Source organism: Streptococcus sp. SCPM-O-B-15294 (M123), from assembly GCF_058200455.1.
This window is the reverse complement of sequence record NZ_JBYQGU010000005.1, coordinates 40,646-56,556: the sequence shown is the minus strand read 5'-3', so window position 1 is coordinate 56,556 and position 15,911 is coordinate 40,646. Positions and strand designations below refer to the sequence as shown.

At 39.1% G+C, this 15,911-nt stretch carries 16 protein-coding genes; all 16 read right to left on the bottom strand.

The genetic code is table 11. The annotated features are described in order from the left end of the window. Position 1 precedes the first annotated feature (1 nt). Entirely contained in the window at positions 2-1,660 is a 1,659-nt protein-coding gene (locus tag AC3E8G_RS04795) for a glycosyltransferase family 4 protein (RefSeq protein WP_414285826.1), read from the bottom strand. A 17-nt stretch (positions 1,661-1,677) separates the two neighbouring features. Next, positions 1,678-2,880: an ABC transporter ATP-binding protein gene (locus AC3E8G_RS04790; RefSeq protein WP_414285825.1), complete on the bottom strand. Its 1,203-nt coding sequence runs from the start codon at positions 2,878-2,880 to the stop codon at positions 1,678-1,680. After that, positions 2,880-3,686 carry an ABC transporter permease gene (locus AC3E8G_RS04785; RefSeq protein WP_003003247.1) on the bottom strand — a complete coding sequence of 269 codons (807 nt, stop codon included), beginning with the start codon at positions 3,684-3,686 and terminating at the stop codon, positions 2,880-2,882. Before AC3E8G_RS04785 ends, AC3E8G_RS04790 begins: the two co-directional genes overlap by 1 nt. Beyond that, positions 3,686-4,627, bottom strand: coding sequence for a glycosyltransferase family 2 protein (locus AC3E8G_RS04780; RefSeq protein ID WP_414285824.1), 942 nt, complete (start codon positions 4,625-4,627; stop codon positions 3,686-3,688). Before AC3E8G_RS04780 ends, AC3E8G_RS04785 begins: the two co-directional genes overlap by 1 nt. Continuing rightward, the gene (cps2T, locus tag AC3E8G_RS04775; RefSeq protein ID WP_490677148.1) at positions 4,624-5,772 is read right to left on the bottom strand and encodes a beta 1-4 rhamnosyltransferase Cps2T; all 1,149 of its coding nucleotides are present in this window, start codon (positions 5,770-5,772) and stop codon (positions 4,624-4,626) included. The genes AC3E8G_RS04780 and cps2T overlap by 4 nt, the downstream gene beginning before the upstream one ends. A gap of 107 nt (positions 5,773-5,879) precedes the next feature. After that, on the bottom strand, positions 5,880-6,731 hold the full coding sequence (rfbD, locus tag AC3E8G_RS04770) for a dTDP-4-dehydrorhamnose reductase (RefSeq protein ID WP_023026990.1): 852 nt from the start codon (positions 6,729-6,731) through the stop codon (positions 5,880-5,882). Between the two features lie 65 nt (positions 6,732-6,796). Beyond that, on the bottom strand, positions 6,797-7,723 hold the full coding sequence (locus tag AC3E8G_RS04765) for a glycosyltransferase family 2 protein (protein ID WP_233331362.1): 927 nt from the start codon (positions 7,721-7,723) through the stop codon (positions 6,797-6,799). Positions 7,724-7,779: 56 nt separating this feature from the next. Further along, positions 7,780-8,754 (bottom strand): glycosyltransferase family 2 protein, encoded by a 975-nt coding sequence (locus tag AC3E8G_RS04760; RefSeq protein WP_490677147.1) that lies wholly within the window; start codon positions 8,752-8,754, stop codon positions 7,780-7,782. Positions 8,755-8,852: 98 nt separating this feature from the next. Then, positions 8,853-9,635 carry a glycosyltransferase family 2 protein gene (locus tag AC3E8G_RS04755; protein WP_490677146.1) on the bottom strand — a complete coding sequence of 261 codons (783 nt, stop codon included), beginning with the start codon at positions 9,633-9,635 and terminating at the stop codon, positions 8,853-8,855. Continuing rightward, positions 9,619-10,896: a lipopolysaccharide biosynthesis protein gene (locus AC3E8G_RS04750; protein WP_490677145.1), complete on the bottom strand. Its 1,278-nt coding sequence runs from the start codon at positions 10,894-10,896 to the stop codon at positions 9,619-9,621. Before AC3E8G_RS04750 ends, AC3E8G_RS04755 begins: the two co-directional genes overlap by 17 nt. Then, the gene (locus tag AC3E8G_RS04745; RefSeq protein WP_233331358.1) at positions 10,886-11,221 is read right to left on the bottom strand and encodes a DUF2304 domain-containing protein; all 336 of its coding nucleotides are present in this window, start codon (positions 11,219-11,221) and stop codon (positions 10,886-10,888) included. Before AC3E8G_RS04745 ends, AC3E8G_RS04750 begins: the two co-directional genes overlap by 11 nt. Position 11,222: 1 nt before the next feature. Then, on the bottom strand, positions 11,223-11,933 hold the full coding sequence (locus AC3E8G_RS04740) for a glycosyltransferase family 2 protein (protein WP_490677144.1): 711 nt from the start codon (positions 11,931-11,933) through the stop codon (positions 11,223-11,225). Between the two features lie 180 nt (positions 11,934-12,113). Continuing rightward, entirely contained in the window at positions 12,114-13,184 is a 1,071-nt protein-coding gene (locus tag AC3E8G_RS04735) for an ABC transporter substrate-binding protein (RefSeq protein ID WP_490677143.1), read from the bottom strand. After that, the gene (locus AC3E8G_RS04730) at positions 13,181-13,954 is read right to left on the bottom strand and encodes an ABC transporter permease (RefSeq protein WP_490677142.1); all 774 of its coding nucleotides are present in this window, start codon (positions 13,952-13,954) and stop codon (positions 13,181-13,183) included. Before AC3E8G_RS04730 ends, AC3E8G_RS04735 begins: the two co-directional genes overlap by 4 nt. Further along, positions 13,951-14,757, bottom strand: a complete 807-nt coding sequence (locus tag AC3E8G_RS04725) for an ABC transporter permease (protein ID WP_023023685.1) — start codon at positions 14,755-14,757, stop codon at positions 13,951-13,953. Before AC3E8G_RS04725 ends, AC3E8G_RS04730 begins: the two co-directional genes overlap by 4 nt. Further along, positions 14,738-15,895, bottom strand: coding sequence for an ABC transporter ATP-binding protein (locus AC3E8G_RS04720; RefSeq protein ID WP_238656661.1), 1,158 nt, complete (start codon positions 15,893-15,895; stop codon positions 14,738-14,740). The genes AC3E8G_RS04725 and AC3E8G_RS04720 overlap by 20 nt, the downstream gene beginning before the upstream one ends. Between the last annotated feature and the right edge of the window lie 16 nt (positions 15,896-15,911).

Sequence of the window (15,911 nt, the reverse complement as noted above, 5' to 3'; positions counted from 1 at the left end):
GTTATTTCCTTATTCTTAAGAATTTCAAGATCTTTGTTGGAATGGTCCAACGGCGAGAATGGATGACGGAATTGTATTCATGAGATAATCTTTTATAATTCTCATGTAAGTTGAATAGGTGTCTACTAAATTCTTCGTCACTTTCTTTTTCATAAGAGAACTGAAATTGACTACCAGAACTATTTGAAAGATCAAACAGAACATGCGGATGAGTATTAAAGAATACGAGAACTCCATCTAATTCAATTCCGTTAGAAGTTACAAGAGGAATTTCTCTTTGATCCTCCAATGCAATCAATGACAATTTTTTATAGGATCCCGGAAATTCTGAAAGTAATATTTTTAGACTCTTTTCCTTTTCAGGCTGGAAGATAATAGAGCCCTTATTTTCCATTCTCTCTTTTGTTATTTCATGGTAGGCTGAGTGGAGTCCATCGTGTGAAGCTGAAATTACCACTTGAGATTTACCAATCACTTCGATATCACGATTATTGAATTTCATCCCCAAAAATCGAGCATACTTGGAAGATAGCTTTTGGTTACCAATTGGCGTTTCTACTTCGATGTAATCTTTAAAGACATCATAAATGATCTCGAGATTGTATTTCTTTCGAGCGAGTTCTTGATCCAGTAATTGTTTTTCTTTATAGGTATCAAAATGATCAATCACTTTAGCCATTTGTTGACTTAGCAGATTTATATCCCCTAGTGGATATAAATTCCCAGATTCTAAAAATTTACTCGAAGACAAATGACCTAAATTATCAGAAATGATTGCCGAAACACCATTTAAGACTGATTCCACAAATACTAAAGAAAATGTTTCTAATGTAGCAGGCAAGACGAGGATATCTTTATCTGTCACCAAGGACCATGGATCCGAGTGAAAACCAACAAACGTCACACGATCTAGATGATGCGTTTGAATATAGTCATCCATCAACTTTTTGTACTGCTCATCCCATGCTCCGATGAAGACCAGTTCGATCTCCTTCCGATTCAATTGATGATAGGCTGCAAGCAACTCAAGCTGATTTTTCCGTTCGTTAATCCCACCGATTGATACAAAACGAGAAATGGTAGAATTCTTGAGAGGACGCTCTTGAACTTCTGTATAAGGGATGAACGGAATCAATTTATCAGTGGTAAAATAATTCGTTAGAGTGTGGTATAATTCACCTTCAACTACAAAAATTTTATCAGACAAATCATCAATTAAGGGAATTAGGTCCTTATAATAGCCAAACTCGCCAAAAGGAAATTCATGAATAATATAAAAATGTCTGACCTTTTCACATGCAGCTGCCATAGCTCCCTGAAACACATTTACTGTATTCGAAATGACCAGTTCAATCTGTTCATTCTGAATGATTTCTCTTACTTCCTCAATATTCTTTTGTTGAGAAGCTTGGATTTCTAAATCCGAAATATCTAGCGTCTTAGACTCAGGCCACCACCACTGATTCGTTTTTAACTGAAATAGTTTAATTCCAGCTGTATCCATATGACGGAGGTAGTCTTTATCACTGTGTGGAGAATTATCCGGTATCACGTTATAAACTTCGTGACCTTGCTGAACCAACAATTTCATTAGGTTCACAATCGATACTTCTGCTCCACTAAACATGGCTCCAACAGGAGATACAAATAAAATTTTCATAGCCTACACCAAAGAAATTATTCCCACTTACCTTGACGGATCAACAAACCAGTCGAAGAATCCAACTCCGAACGATTTGTTCGATCGACTACCCGATCTATTGAAAAGACTGGAGGGTTCGTTGTTGACAATATTGCTAAGTTTTCTTGATTTTCGTCTCTTAAAAATGCTACCAGTCTTAATTTTACATGATTAAAGTACGGCAACTTACATTTATAGGTGATTTTTTTAGCACCGATACCGGACAATGGAATATCCATGGAATTATCGTTATACAGTCCATTTCCAGTAGAAATATCAACAAATGAAAAGGCTATATGAGGATTCACAGAATCATCTAATAGATTAAATGAAAACTCAATAACCACCTCATCGTCAGGAGTTACTTTCTTAGGAGAAAGCAATCTAGCTGTAAAATCTTTAACTTCCGCTGTGACCAAGCCCTCGTCTTCATTTCCATTATGATGGGAACTCGATTCCAAATTGTCAAAACTATATTGATCAGAAACATCAAAGGGATCACCAATGGCTTTCACCAATCCATTTTCAATCAAAACAGCCTTGTTACAATATTTCTTGACGGCTCCCATATCATGGGTAACCAGGATCGTGGTTTTCCCTGATTTCTTGCGTTCTTGGAAGTAATCGTTACACTTGCGCTGGAAGGCTTCGTCTCCTACTGCTAGGACCTCGTCCAAAATCAAGATATCCCCTTGGGCCTTAATCGCAACCGAAAAAGCTAGACGAACCTGCATCCCTGATGAGTAGTTCTTTAGCTTTTGGTTCATGAATTCATGCAACTCGGCAAAGTCTACGATATCATCATACATGGCATCAATTTCAGCTGTTGAGAAGCCCAGCATGGCCCCGTTCATGTAGACATTTTCTCGACCTGTCAGTTCTGGGTTAAAACCCACACCAAGCTCGATAAAAGACACCAGTTTCCCATCGATGGTGACGGTACCTTTTTCTGGCACATAAATTTCAGAAATAATTTTCAAGAGAGTTGATTTTCCAGAACCATTTCTTCCGAGGATCCCGAAAAAATCTCCTTTTTCTACTTCAAAAGAAATATCCTTAAGAACATGTTGTTCTTTGTATCCTTTGATTCCTTTGAAGCGATTGACCAGAGCAGTTCGAAGACTATTAGTTGCCTCTGTTGGCAACTTAAAGTACTTGCTGACATGGTCTACTTTTACTGCAATTTGTTTATCTGTCATTAGAGAATCTCCGCAAATTTCTTAGCATGTTTGTTAAAGTAAGCAAAGCCAGCAACAAAAATAAGAATTGGCAAGACATAAGGAATCAGAACCAAGAACTTATTTTCCACCAAAAGCCAGACAGGGGTGTTGGCCTTATCAATCAAGAAATAACGCATGTCTTGAATAATTTGAGCCAAAGGATTCATCATGACCAACTTAGCCGCCCATGGATTGCGGTCTGCGATAAAGGTAATTGGGTAGATAATTGGCGTCGCATACAATCCAGCTTGCAGGAGCACTTCCCAAACTTGTCCAAGATCGCGGAAACGAACAAAAAATGTCGCTAAGATCAAGGCACACCCTGTCGCCATCAAGAACAACTCAAAGAATAGCGGAATCACCATCAAAGCTGTCCAAGAGAATGTCACCCCATTGAAGAATGAAAAAATCAACACGACAACCAGGTTAATGACAAAGTTGATGGCTGCTCCTGAAATCGCAGACAAAACAATGATGTGTTTGGAGAAATTCAACTTGCGCAACAGGTCGCCTCGACTAACGATCGACACCATCCCCATGGAGGTTGCTTCTGAGAAGAAGCCCCAGATTACATTGGCCAACAAGAGGGCAACTGGGAAATGGGGCACATCTCCACCTAAGCGTAAGAAGCGGATGAAGACAATATACATGATCGTAAAAGTCATCAAGGGCTTCAAAATGGACCAAAGATAACCAATTGCTGATCCTTGGTAACGTAATTTAAAGTCTGTTTTGATTAATTCTCGTAATAAAATTCGATTTTTCTGACTAAAAACGTCAAACATTATTTTTTACCTCGATATGCAAACTTTGTCAGAATCAAGCTGGTAAACACAACCGTATGAAAAGCTCGGTTCTTCCGGTAACCATACTGACGAATCCGTCTCAGACGTTCTTTTAGTGGAACATCCATAATGGTGACAAAGTTTTCAATGATTTCTTTAGTTTGGGAACTGACAGGCAGATCCAATAGATTTTTTGCTTGTTCTTGACTGGACTCAATGAGATTCCAATACTTAGCAAAAAGAATATGAGGGCGAACCCAGTTTTTGACCCGTTTTCTAAGGGTACGAGCCCCCAGAACATTGCTACTGTGCTGACGGTACAATTCTGTCGGCTGATCGATATAGATGAGCTTTCCAAAGGCAGTTGCCAACAAAGCCAAGTACCAATCATGCATAAGGAGGGCATGTTTTTCTTGACCTGTCCATAACTCCGCCAGCGCGTGGTTAATCATGGCCACTCCGCCAGTTACCGTATTTTCTGTCAGCTCTTGAATCAGTTCTGTATTGGCATGATCAGACTGGGTGCGAATCATACTCTCATGCTGAACATTCAAGTTTTCATCGACCACTTTTAAATCTGTGTAGACCAGCAAAGGCACTTCTTGAGGGTGCTTGGCGGCTTCTGCTACTTGAAGAGCAATCTTTTCAGGAAGCCAGACATCATCTTGGTCACTGAAGCAATAAAGATCCGCTTTTTCATATTTCAGAAGCGTATGGAAGCTCTTGATAACACCAAGATTTTCGATAGCTCCCTGGTTGATAAAGCGAATGCGCTCATCCTGAGCCACCAACTCTTGAATGATCTCCACCGTCCCATCTGTCGACCCATCATCTCGGATCAAGAGTTGCCAGTCTTGATAAGTCTGGTCTTGGATACTTTTGACCTGCTCTTTTAGATACTGTTCACCATTGTAGGTGGACAACAAGATATTTACTTTCATGATAAGAATAATTCCTCGTACTCACCTACAATTTTTTCCCAGGTAAAGTTTTGCTTCATATTGGCCTTGGCTCGTTGACCCCATTCAGATACGTCTTCTAAAGGATCGACCTGGTCAATCAAATGCGCCAAATCTCCAGTTTCTTTAGTCCAATATTGAGCCGAATCCTTAGCGACCGTTTGGTTAAAGGAGACTCCTAAAACTAAATTGAGATCCGTCTGAGCAAGAGCCTCTAGGAGACCAGGATTGGTTCCGCCCACTTCATGACCATGGATATAGGCAAAGGCTTCTTTACGGATATACTTCAAGAGATCTTGATCATAGACCGTTCCTACAAACTTGACGCGTGGATCCTGATCAAATCCAGTCCGAGCTCGCAACTCTTCAAAATAAGGATTGCCTTCCTGGTTACAAATGATCACCAAATCCCGTTTGGTGGAAGAGGCCATAAATTCACGAATGGCAGTCTCATAATTATTTTCTGGAACAAAGCGGCCCAAGATCAAATAATAGTTCTTCTCCTGTGTCTGCCATTTCTGATAGAATTCTCGGACCTTATTATCCTGACTGGTCAGGCTGGTTGGAGACAAGTCCGTTCCGTAGGCAATATAGGTCGTCTTGGACCAAGGATAGGCTTCCTTGATATAAGACTCAATACCCGGGTTGTCAGATATCACCAAGTCAGCGTGGCGCGTCATGATCTTTTCAGAATACTTGAGATAGGCTTGGATCGGCTTGGCCCACTTGGCCCGCTTCCACTCCAGTCCATCTGGATTGATATAAAATCGTCCGCCTATCTTATGGATCTTGCGCGCAAAAGGCGCCACAAAGGCTCCGATTGTATTGCCCAAGACGTAAAAAATCGGCTGTTCAATTCCTTGTTTCTTAATAAGCTTCAAGGCGTAGTTGATGGCCACCATATCATAGGCAATGACACGCGCAGGCCCAAGCTTGGGGGCTTTAATGGTAAAACAATCGACACCCTTGTAGTCAAAATGTTGATAAGCTTGATCATTAGAAAGGCAGGCAACATGATACTGGATATCTGAAGACACTTGATGCGAAACCAATTGGTCCACAAAAGTCTCAAAACCGCCATATTGAGCCGGAAGCCCACGACTTCCGATAATAAAAACATGTTGCATAGATTTTCCTTTCTACCAATTTACAGTCTATTCAATTATACCATTTTCTAGGCTTTTTGCCTAATCCAAACAGAAAAGCGACCCTTGAGGGCCGCTTCAATTTTCTCTTATTTCACTTCTTGTTTGTAAAACTCTTTCAAGGCATCTTGCCAAGTTGGAATGACGAACCCTGTAGCCTTAGCCTTAGCCAAGCTCATCGTTGAGTTAAGCGGACGCTTCGCTTTAGCTGGGAATTGGCTGGAATCAACTGGCTTGACTTCTACATCCGTATCTTTGAGGATTTCAACTGCAAAGTCATACCAAGTTGTATCTTCTTTCGCATCGTTAGACAAGTGGTAATAACCATATTCTTTACGATTTTCAGCCAAATAAGTCATGAACTCAGCAAGAGTACGTGTCCAAGTTGGACGACCATGTTGGTCGTTGACGACTGTAAGTGTTTTGTGAGTCTTGGCAAGATTTTGCATGGTGAAGACAAAGTTCTTACCGTAGTTCCCGAAGACCCAAGCTGTACGGATGATATAAAAGTTAGAAACATGCTTCTCAACCAATTCTTCTCCCATACGTTTTGTACGACCGTACTCAGTTTGAGGATCTGGTTGATCGTCTACTTCCCATTCTTGTCCCACCGGTTTTTTACCATCAAAAACGTAGTCCGTTGAGATATAAACTAAGGTTGCACCATGTTTTTCAGACGCTTTTGCTACATTTTCTGTACCAGTCACATTGATGGCATAGTCCAACTCTTTTCCTTCATCTTCAGCAGCATCAACAGCTGTGTAGGCAGCACAGTGATATACCAAGGTTGGTTTCACTTCAGCGAATACCTCGTCTACTTTTTCTGCATTTGTGATATCCATTTCAGCCACATCAACGGCTACATATTCTTCATTTCGTTCGTCTAACAAATGGCGAAGTTCTGTTCCAAGTTGCCCATTTGCACCTGTAATTAAAATCATGTTACGTTCCTTTCGAATGCTTTTTCTCTATCATTATAGCAAAAAAAGCAGAAGTTTTCTGCTTTTTACTTGCTTTTCTCTTTAATAACATAGATTGGACGTTTCTTGGTTTCCATGAAGATTTTTCCGATATATTTTCCTAAAATCCCAATGGTCAATAATTGGAATCCTCCAAGGAATAGAATCACTGTCATAAGGGATGGCCAACCTGAAGTAGGATCTCCAAAGACTAAGGTACGGATCACGATCAGAATCACCATGATAAAGGCCAAGATCCAAGATAAAAGTCCACCAACAAAGGCAATATTTAGTGGGGCATCAGAAAAATTGACAATTCCTTCGATCGAGTATTTGAAGAGGGACCAAAAATTCCAAGACGTCTCTCCTGCCACGCGCTCTACATTTTTATACTCTAGATATTCCGTCTCAAATCCAACCCAGGCGAAAATTCCTTTTGAAAAACGATTGTACTCAGATAGTTCAAGTATCGCATCAACCATTTGACGACGCATCAAACGGAAATCACGCGCCCCGTCGACCATTTCCACTTGGCTGATATGATTAATCAATTTATAAAACATTCGTGCAAAGAAGGAACGAATTGGTGGTTCCCCATCACGAGTTACGCGTCGGGTTCCGACACAATCTAGATTTGGCTGTTGATCCAACTTCTGCTTCATTTCGATCAATAGTTCTGGAGGATCTTGTAGGTCCACATCCATGACCGTTACGTAATCTCCTGTAGCATGTTGGAGGCCTGCATAGAGAGCCGCTTCCTTCCCAAAGTTTCGTGAAAAAGAAAGATAATGAGCATAAGGATTTAAGAGATTGAGTTCTCGTAAAACATCTAAAGTTTTATCAGCAGACCCATCATTAATAAAAATATATTCAAATTCTTCCCCCATGGAGATCCGAACTCGTTCCATTTCTTCATAAAATAATGGAATCGATTCTTCTTCATTAAAACACGGGACTACAACTGATATAACCATTCATTGCTCCTATTAACATTTGCTATTATCTTTTCGGTAAACTATAATTTTTCTAACTATCCTTTACAATACAGTTTTGCAAACAGTTTTAATAAACCGACTTTTTCAATCATGTTCATTGTAAAGATAGCTAGTTTAACCATCAATCTCTCATCTCTAATTTCTCGATTAAAAACAGAAAGTGTGGACTTCATTCCATTTATCTTGACCCAATCATTAATTTCTTTATATTGACGTAAAAACTCCTCACTTGTGGAATGTCTCCCACCGTCCAATAACCAATAAAGAGTAAATTTTTTTATAAAAAATTTAACTAATTTAGTTTCAGAAAAATCTTTAGGTATAATCGCTGCAATTTTATCAAGTACATTCTTGATATCTAAATTTGGGTTAAATCCTTTATTTAATGTATTAGATGCACTATTCTCATTGTAAAACCAATTATATCCACAATATGGGATAGTTCTTATATTTTCAGATTTTGTATATACCGTTAAGCTGAATAACAAGTCCTCAGCCAGCGGAATATCTGGAAAAGAAAGTTCGTTATCTACTAAAAATTTTTTTCTATAGATGCGAGCACATGGTGAAATTGATCTGTATTTCGACCATTTATCTTTACCCAATTGGATAGAAAATAGTTGTTTACCATCTTGGTTTACTCTCTGAAGTCCACCAATAACCGCATCATCTATCCCACTTGATATTTCATCATAAAACACCTGCAAGTAGTCTGGGTTTATGTAATCATCACTGTCGATAAACATGATGAATTCACCTTTTGCGAGCTTGATACCTTCATTTCTAGTATAGGCTGCACCTTGATTTTCCCGACTCAAAATTCTAATACTTGGAGAAAATTGTTGGTATTCATTCAATATTTTGAACGAATTATCCTTTGAACCATCATCAATTGCAATAATTTCAAATGATTTAAAACTTTGATTCAAAACTGAATCTATACATCTTTTGAGATATAATTCTGCATTATATACTGGAATAATGACACTAATCTTAGGCGCTTCTTTCACAATCTTATCCTTTATATATTTTAATATAACCCATAGTTTTGCAAATAATTAAGATATCCAAACTTATATATCGTTATTAAACCTCGAGCACGCAATCTTTAACCATTTGTATCCTGACTCTTTTTATAAAAACGATTTATCAATTTCGCTAATCCTTTTGGCCAAAAAAGATTAAACATCATGTAATCTTCCTTCGTTCGAGTATTATCACTAATGGTATTACTCGTTTCAGAATCTTCATGAATACGATGGCACATTAATTTCTTTGGAACATATACAAATCTGCCATCAAATTTAGCCAAATGGTACCAGGCAAGCCAATCTAGACTAACTCTCCATTCCTCATCAAATCTAAAGCCCTTAACCAATTCTAAATTATAGGTTACAGCAGGGCAACAAATCGGATTTCCAAAAGCAAGAATACGATTTCTCCACCACTTAGTTTTAGGGAATAATGAGATTGTTTTTAACATTAATGATTTGATTTTTAGATTTGAAGTCGGTTTAATGACCTCTCCATTTTTTTCTTCAAAATAATCAGAATAAAGAATGATAGCATCTTGATGCTTCTTTATCCTCTCTTGAATTTCCATTAAATAAGTTGGCTCATAATAATCATCTTGATGGGCTATTGTAGCATATTGAGTAGTAACAAAAGATAAAGCATTATTCCAATCTTTCCCAATTCCACCACCAACACTTGTATTAAAAGGAATAGCATATTTTTGGCAAATACTTTCGATAAATACACTTGGAGTAGAAGTATACAAAATGATATTACTTTTTACGGTTTGGCTTAATAACGATTTTATACAATCCTCTAAAAAAGGACTATCCCCATAAGCACAGATTACAAATGTATGATCATTCCACTGATTCATATTTTTGAATCTCCTTCCTTCTCATAATTACAAAGACAATCCAACTCGCAACTGTGTAAAATAGCATAACCATAACAAAACTAAGCCCTGCTCCAAACAATCCAAACTCCCTCATTGCTAGAGGCGTAAGAAGATTTGTCAACAACGCCATTGCGATATAAACATAGAGTAGATAGACTTGTTTCCTCAATATAATTAAAAAATCACCTATGACAGAAGCTATAGAATATAAAAAGCCGGAAAGTACTAAAATAGTAAGTAATAAACTATAATTTGACAAATCAATACCACTTATAATATTCAAAATAGGAATCCCTATCAAATAGGCCAGTATTGATACTACCAGTCCCAAAATCATAAGCAATAATAAAATCTTTCGAATCATAGCATTAAACGTATGAAATCTTTTTTCTGACCATTGTTTTGCCAAATCGGTAATTAAAGGTCTTAATGCTAATACAAATAAACTCATAAAGAAAACAGGCATGAATAGAATACTGAAGTCTCTTTGAGCACCTTCACGTAATACACCCTCGACTAACAATTTATCAATCACTTGTTTTGGATAATTCAAAACATATACCAATAAAAAGCCGTTAACAAACAAGGGAAGGCAAGTTTTCATGATACTAATTGATTGCCTAAATGTAACAGATGAAATCTGATTAAAAGGTATCGTTCTAATTTGTTTGGATTGGACGTAATCACCCCCAAAAACAAAAAGAACATTAAAAAAACATAAACAAATTAAAGAAAAAATTAAAGAATTTGAAAGTAACAAACTAATTAGGAGAATGATCGTGCTCGAACCATAACGGAGCACCATTAATTTCCCTGCAATATCTAAACGTTCGTGTTGTTGAAATAACCCTTGGAATAAATCAGAAAAAGCATCACAAGAACGATAAAGCACCGTTAGGATTATAATTAAAAATAAATCCCCTTTTCCAACATTATTTCCACTAAAAAGTAAATATGGAAATAATGTAACTAACATCAAACAAACTGTAATAACCCTAGTTAACCAGTATTCCAAATACGAGTATGCTTCTTTCAAGTCAGTCGCCTGATAATTTCTTACTTGAAACATACCAATGACAATCCAGAGATTCCCGATTGCATAAGCTAAACTAAAATTATCAGCATCACTTGCGGAAGTATAACGAGAGACAATAATCAAATACAATATAGAAACTGCAGCCGCTGCTATATTCCCAGCAAAATTCCAAAAATAGACACTCCTATTTGCTTTATTGTTCATTTTCATTCTCACTTTTTAATAAGGCGATTGTTTGTGACAATTTCTTAATCTGTACTGATTGCTTTGATACAGTACGAGTTAATGAAAATATTAAAAAAATTAATAAAAAAGTACTTAATAGAAAAACAAAGTTACTTAATGTCTGAATCCCAAGAAATTCAGATATTGCTCCAATCAAATCAGGAAACCAAATAACTGGCAACGAAAGCAAGCAAAGAATAAGCCAAGAAATAACATTTCTCATTTCAACGAGCTTCTTTGCAACTAGTCTCAGAATATAAACTATAAAAACAATTACAATAATGGTCAACCAAATATTTAACATGTTATTTCTTATATCCTCCACCGATTCTAGCCAATAACATAGCCATTGTCACTTTAATCATATAGTAAACAGATTTGCTTAATGTGATAGATGATTCCCCGTGCTCTCGTTCGTTCATTAATACAGGCACTTCTGCTACTGAATATCCTGAGGTTAACAGGGACACAATCGTCTCTGGTTCTGGATAATCACTTGGATATTGCTTAGCAAATTCTTCGATCACTTTTCGATCAACCACCCGCAAACCAGATGTAGGATCTGTTACCTTTTGACCAGTCAAAAGCTTGATTAATTTTTCAAAAAATGTAATTCCAATTCTACGTAGGAAAGAAGATTGAAAACCTTGATTCTCGATGAAACGTGAACCAATCACCATGTTCACTTGTCGTTCTTGAAGAACTCCTAACATGTTTTTAATAAATTCTGGATTATGTTGACCGTCCCCATCCACTTGGACAGCATATTGGTAACCGTGACTAACTGCATATTGATAGCCAGTTTGTACAGCACCACCTATTCCTAAATTAATAGGCAAATCGATAACATTAAAATCATTTTTTCTACAGATTTCAAGTGTATGATCTGTAGAGCAATCATTGATAATCACATAATCAAATTTAGGCGTATGTTCTTTAATCATCTTGATTGTCTTTTCAATATTTCCACTTTCATTATAAGCAGGAATAATAATTAGCAATTCTGAAGTTCTCAATCCTTATACTTTCCCTTCTAAGCATATCACTTCATTATACTATATTTAAGGCCTTATTTCTAGTTCAATTCTGATTTAAAACTTTCATAAAAGCCCATACCCTCTTTTCACACAAAAAAGCAAGTTTCAATCCGGTTTTTTACCGTTGGAAACTTGCTTTAACTTTTATAGGACTTTTTCCTACTTCCGATACATCTTCACTTGTAGGTAAAGGTCGTTATAGACGCCCAACCACTTCTTACCAAGTTGTTCATAGACTTCTAAGTTCTTTAGAGTGTCATCACTTGGGTAGAAGGCCTGGTCCTCTTGGACCTCTTCTGGTAGCATCTTCTTAGCTTCTTTGTTCGGTGTGGAATAACCGACATAGAGAGCATTCTTATATGCATTTTCTGGGCGAAGCATGAAGTTGATAAAGGCATAAGCTGCTTCTTTATTCTTCACGGTCTTTGGAATGACAATATTATCAAACCAAAGGTTGCTGGCTTCTGATGGGACGACGTAACGAAGGTCCTCATTGGCATCCAGCATTTGACGAGCTTCACCGGAGAAGGTCACCCCAATAGCCGCATTGTTTTGGATCATGTAGCCTTTCATTTCATCGGCTACAAGGGCCTTAATATTAGGCATCAAGGTATAAAGCTTATCAACAGACTCTTGTAATTGCTGAGGATCCTTGGAGTTGAGACTATAGCCTAAGCTATTGAGTCCAATCCCCATGACCTCACGCGCTCCATCGTACATCATGATGTCATTCTTATACTCTGGTCTCCATAGATCCGCCCAGTGTTCTGGAGCCTTATCTACCATCTTGCTATTGTAAATGATACCAAGAGTCCCCCAGAAGTAAGGAACTGAATACTGATTGTCTGGATCAAAATCCAAGTTCAAGAAGCGTGGGTCGATATTGTCTAAGCCTTTCAATTTAGACTTATCCAACTTTTCAAGCAAGTTTTCGTCCATCATCTTGGCGATCATGTATTCACTTGGGATGGCAATATCGTAAGCCGTCCCACCTTGCTTGATCTTGGTGTACATAGCTTCATTGGAATCAAAGGTATTGTATTGGACTTGAATGCCTGTCTCCTTGGTAAATTCCTTGAGCAATTCTGGATCGATATAGTCTCCCCAGTTGTAGATGACCAACTTGTCACTGTCTTTTGGATTGGTCTTGGCTTCAAGACGGGCACTTAGTCCCGCTAACACGAGGATGACCACGACAATCCCTAGCAAGAATGAATAGAGTTTTTTCATACTGTCTCCTCCTTCTCTCTAGTGATGAAGTAATAGCCGACCACCAGTAAGATACTGAAGAGGAAGACCAAGGCAGAAAGGGCATTGATATTCAACGAAATCCCTTGACGAGCCCGTGAGTAGATCTCAACAGACAAGGTGGTAAAGCCGTTCCCTGTGACAAAGAAGGTCACCGCAAAGTCATCCAAGGAATAGGTAAAGGCCATAAAGTAACCAGCGATGATGGCAGGTGTCAAATAAGGAAGCATGATTTCCTTCAACATCTGTACCTGAGTAGCTCCTAGGTCATAGGCCGCATTGACCATATCACGGTTCATTTCTTTCAAGCGTGGCAAGACCATCAAGACCACAATTGGAATAGAAAAGGCCACGTGACTCATCAAGACAGAAGCAAAGCCCAGCTGGAACTTGATGGTCGTAAAGAGGATCAGGAAGCTAGCCCCGATCATCACGTCAGGTGCTACCATGAGGATGTTATTGATGGACAAAAATGGTCCTTCAAACTTCTTCTTAGATTGGTAGATATAGATCGCTCCAAAGGTCCCGATAATGGTCGCAATCAAGGCTGATAAGAAGGCCAAGAGGAAGGTCTGTGAGAGGATCAACATGAGACGAGTATCCTCAAAGAGACTTTGGAAATGCTCCAAGGTAAAGCCTGTAAAAGCATTCATATCCCCGCCAGCATTAAAGGCATAGGCAATCAAGTATAAGATTGGCAGATAAAGGAGAAGGAAAATCAATCCTAAATAGATACGTGAAATCTTTTTCATCGTTCACTCCTTTCTCTCGTTACCCACATGACTAAGAGCATAGCAAGGATCAAGACCACCCCAATGGTGGATCCCATTCCCCAATTTTGCGTTGTGAGGAAGTGTTGCTCGATGGCAGTCCCCAGCGTAATCACTCGGTTTCCTCCGATCAAACGCGTCAACATGAAGAGACTCAAACTTGGGATAAAGACTGATTGGACACCAGAGCGAACCCCATTCATAGACAGCGGGAAGACTACCCGACGGAAGGTATCCCACTTATTAGCTCCTAGGTCATAGCTAGCATTGATGAGATTTGGATCCAAATCATCTAAGACATTGAAGATAGGAAGAATCATAAAAGGCAACTCAATGTAACTAGCGACAAAGATGAAAGAAAAGTCCGTAAAAAGGATTTGTTGCGGACCGATTCCGATAAAGCTCAAGAATTGGTTAATAGATCCCCCTTGACCAAAGATCCCGATAAAGGCATAAGCCTTGAGCAAGAGGTTGACCCAGGTCGGAAGGACAATCAGCATGAGCCAGAGCTGGCGGTGCTTAAGCTGGGTCAAAAAATAAGCTGTCGGGTAAGAAATCAAGAGCGTCACAAAGGTGACGATTCCAGCATAGAGAATGGAGTTAAAACTCATCTTGAGGTAGGTCCAATTCTGCGCTGTAAAAAAGGTTTGGTAATTCTCTAAGGAACCTTGCCCCTGGACATTGACAAAGGATTGCCAAATGATCAAGGCTACAGGAGCCAAGACAAAGAGGAGGATCCAGAGAAAGTAGGGAACCACAAAGAGGTTAGAGGTTGTTTTCTTCATCTCTTTCCTCCTCGATGGCATTGATCAATCCAGCTTCTTGCTCTTCCACTTCGACATACTCTTCGATCCGAGCATCGAACTCTTCTTCCGTTTCATTGAGACGCATGACGTGGATGTCTTCTGGCTCAAAGTCCAGACCGATTTCCTCACCTACGATAGCCTTACGGGTTGAGTGGATCATCCACTCATTGCCCAATTCATCATAAGCGATGATTTCATAGTGAACCCCACGGAACAGTTGGGTATCCACCTTCACCTGGAGCTTACCTTCTTCAGGCAGGGTGATTCGCAAGTCCTCAGGACGAATGACGACTTCGACCGGTTCGTTTGGTCTCATCCCTCCATCGACCGACTCAAAGCGTTTGCCGTTGAATTCTACTAGATAGTCCTCGATCATGATCCCTGGAAGGATATTGGACTCACCGATAAAGGTCGCAACAAAATGGTTAATGGGCTCATCGTAGATATCGACTGGCGTCCCTGATTGGACGATTTCTCCTTCGTTCATGACAAAGATCCAGTCACTCATGGCTAGCGCTTCTTCCTGGTCGTGGGTTACAAAAACAAAGGTAATACCCAAGCGTTGTTGCAATTCACGAAGCTCATACTGCATGTCAGTCCGCAACTTCAAGTCGAGGGCAGACAAGGGCTCATCCAAGAGAACTACTCGCGGTTCATTGATAATCGCCCGGGCAATGGCTACCCGCTGGCGTTGACCACCAGAAAGTTTCTGGATGGAACGTTTCTCAAAGCCTCCTAATTGCACCATCTTGAGGACTTCAGTCACGCGTCTCTCGATTTCAGCCTTGTCAACTTTCTTCAAACGGAGGGGGAAAGCAACATTCTCAAACACATTCATGTGTGGGAAAAGGGCATAGGATTGGAAGACGGTATGGACGTCCCGTTTATTAGTCGGTACATCATTGATCCGAACACCATCCAAGAGGACATCTCCTGTCGAAGCGTCTAATAAACCAGCAATGATATTCAGAATCGTTGATTTACCAGATCCTGAAGCACCGAGGAGGGTATAGAATTTCCCTTCTTCCAACTCAAAGTTGATATCTTTGAGAACCACTGTATCACTGTCTTCAAATACTTTTGAGACATTTCTAAACTCAATAATTGGTTTTTTCAATTCACATAAATTCCTT

Coding starts and splice junctions, on each gene's coding strand:
- AC3E8G_RS04795 (WP_414285826.1), bottom strand. CDS start 1,660: ATGAAAATTTTATTTGTATCTCCTGTTGGAGCCATGTTTAGTGGAGCA.
- AC3E8G_RS04790 (WP_414285825.1), bottom strand. CDS start 2,880: ATGACAGATAAACAAATTGCAGTAAAAGTAGACCATGTCAGCAAGTAC.
- AC3E8G_RS04785 (WP_003003247.1), bottom strand. CDS start 3,686: ATGTTTGACGTTTTTAGTCAGAAAAATCGAATTTTATTACGAGAATTA.
- AC3E8G_RS04780 (WP_414285824.1), bottom strand. CDS start 4,627: ATGAAAGTAAATATCTTGTTGTCCACCTACAATGGTGAACAGTATCTA.
- cps2T (WP_490677148.1), bottom strand. CDS start 5,772: ATGCAACATGTTTTTATTATCGGAAGTCGTGGGCTTCCGGCTCAATAT.
- rfbD (WP_023026990.1), bottom strand. CDS start 6,731: ATGATTTTAATTACAGGTGCAAATGGGCAACTTGGAACAGAACTTCGC.
- AC3E8G_RS04765 (WP_233331362.1), bottom strand. CDS start 7,723: ATGGTTATATCAGTTGTAGTCCCGTGTTTTAATGAAGAAGAATCGATT.
- AC3E8G_RS04755 (WP_490677146.1), bottom strand. CDS start 9,635: ATGAATCAGTGGAATGATCATACATTTGTAATCTGTGCTTATGGGGAT.
- AC3E8G_RS04750 (WP_490677145.1), bottom strand. CDS start 10,896: ATGAACAATAAAGCAAATAGGAGTGTCTATTTTTGGAATTTTGCTGGG.
- AC3E8G_RS04745 (WP_233331358.1), bottom strand. CDS start 11,221: ATGTTAAATATTTGGTTGACCATTATTGTAATTGTTTTTATAGTTTAT.
- AC3E8G_RS04735 (WP_490677143.1), bottom strand. CDS start 13,184: ATGAAAAAACTCTATTCATTCTTGCTAGGGATTGTCGTGGTCATCCTC.
- AC3E8G_RS04730 (WP_490677142.1), bottom strand. CDS start 13,954: ATGAAAAAGATTTCACGTATCTATTTAGGATTGATTTTCCTTCTCCTT.
- AC3E8G_RS04725 (WP_023023685.1), bottom strand. CDS start 14,757: ATGAAGAAAACAACCTCTAACCTCTTTGTGGTTCCCTACTTTCTCTGG.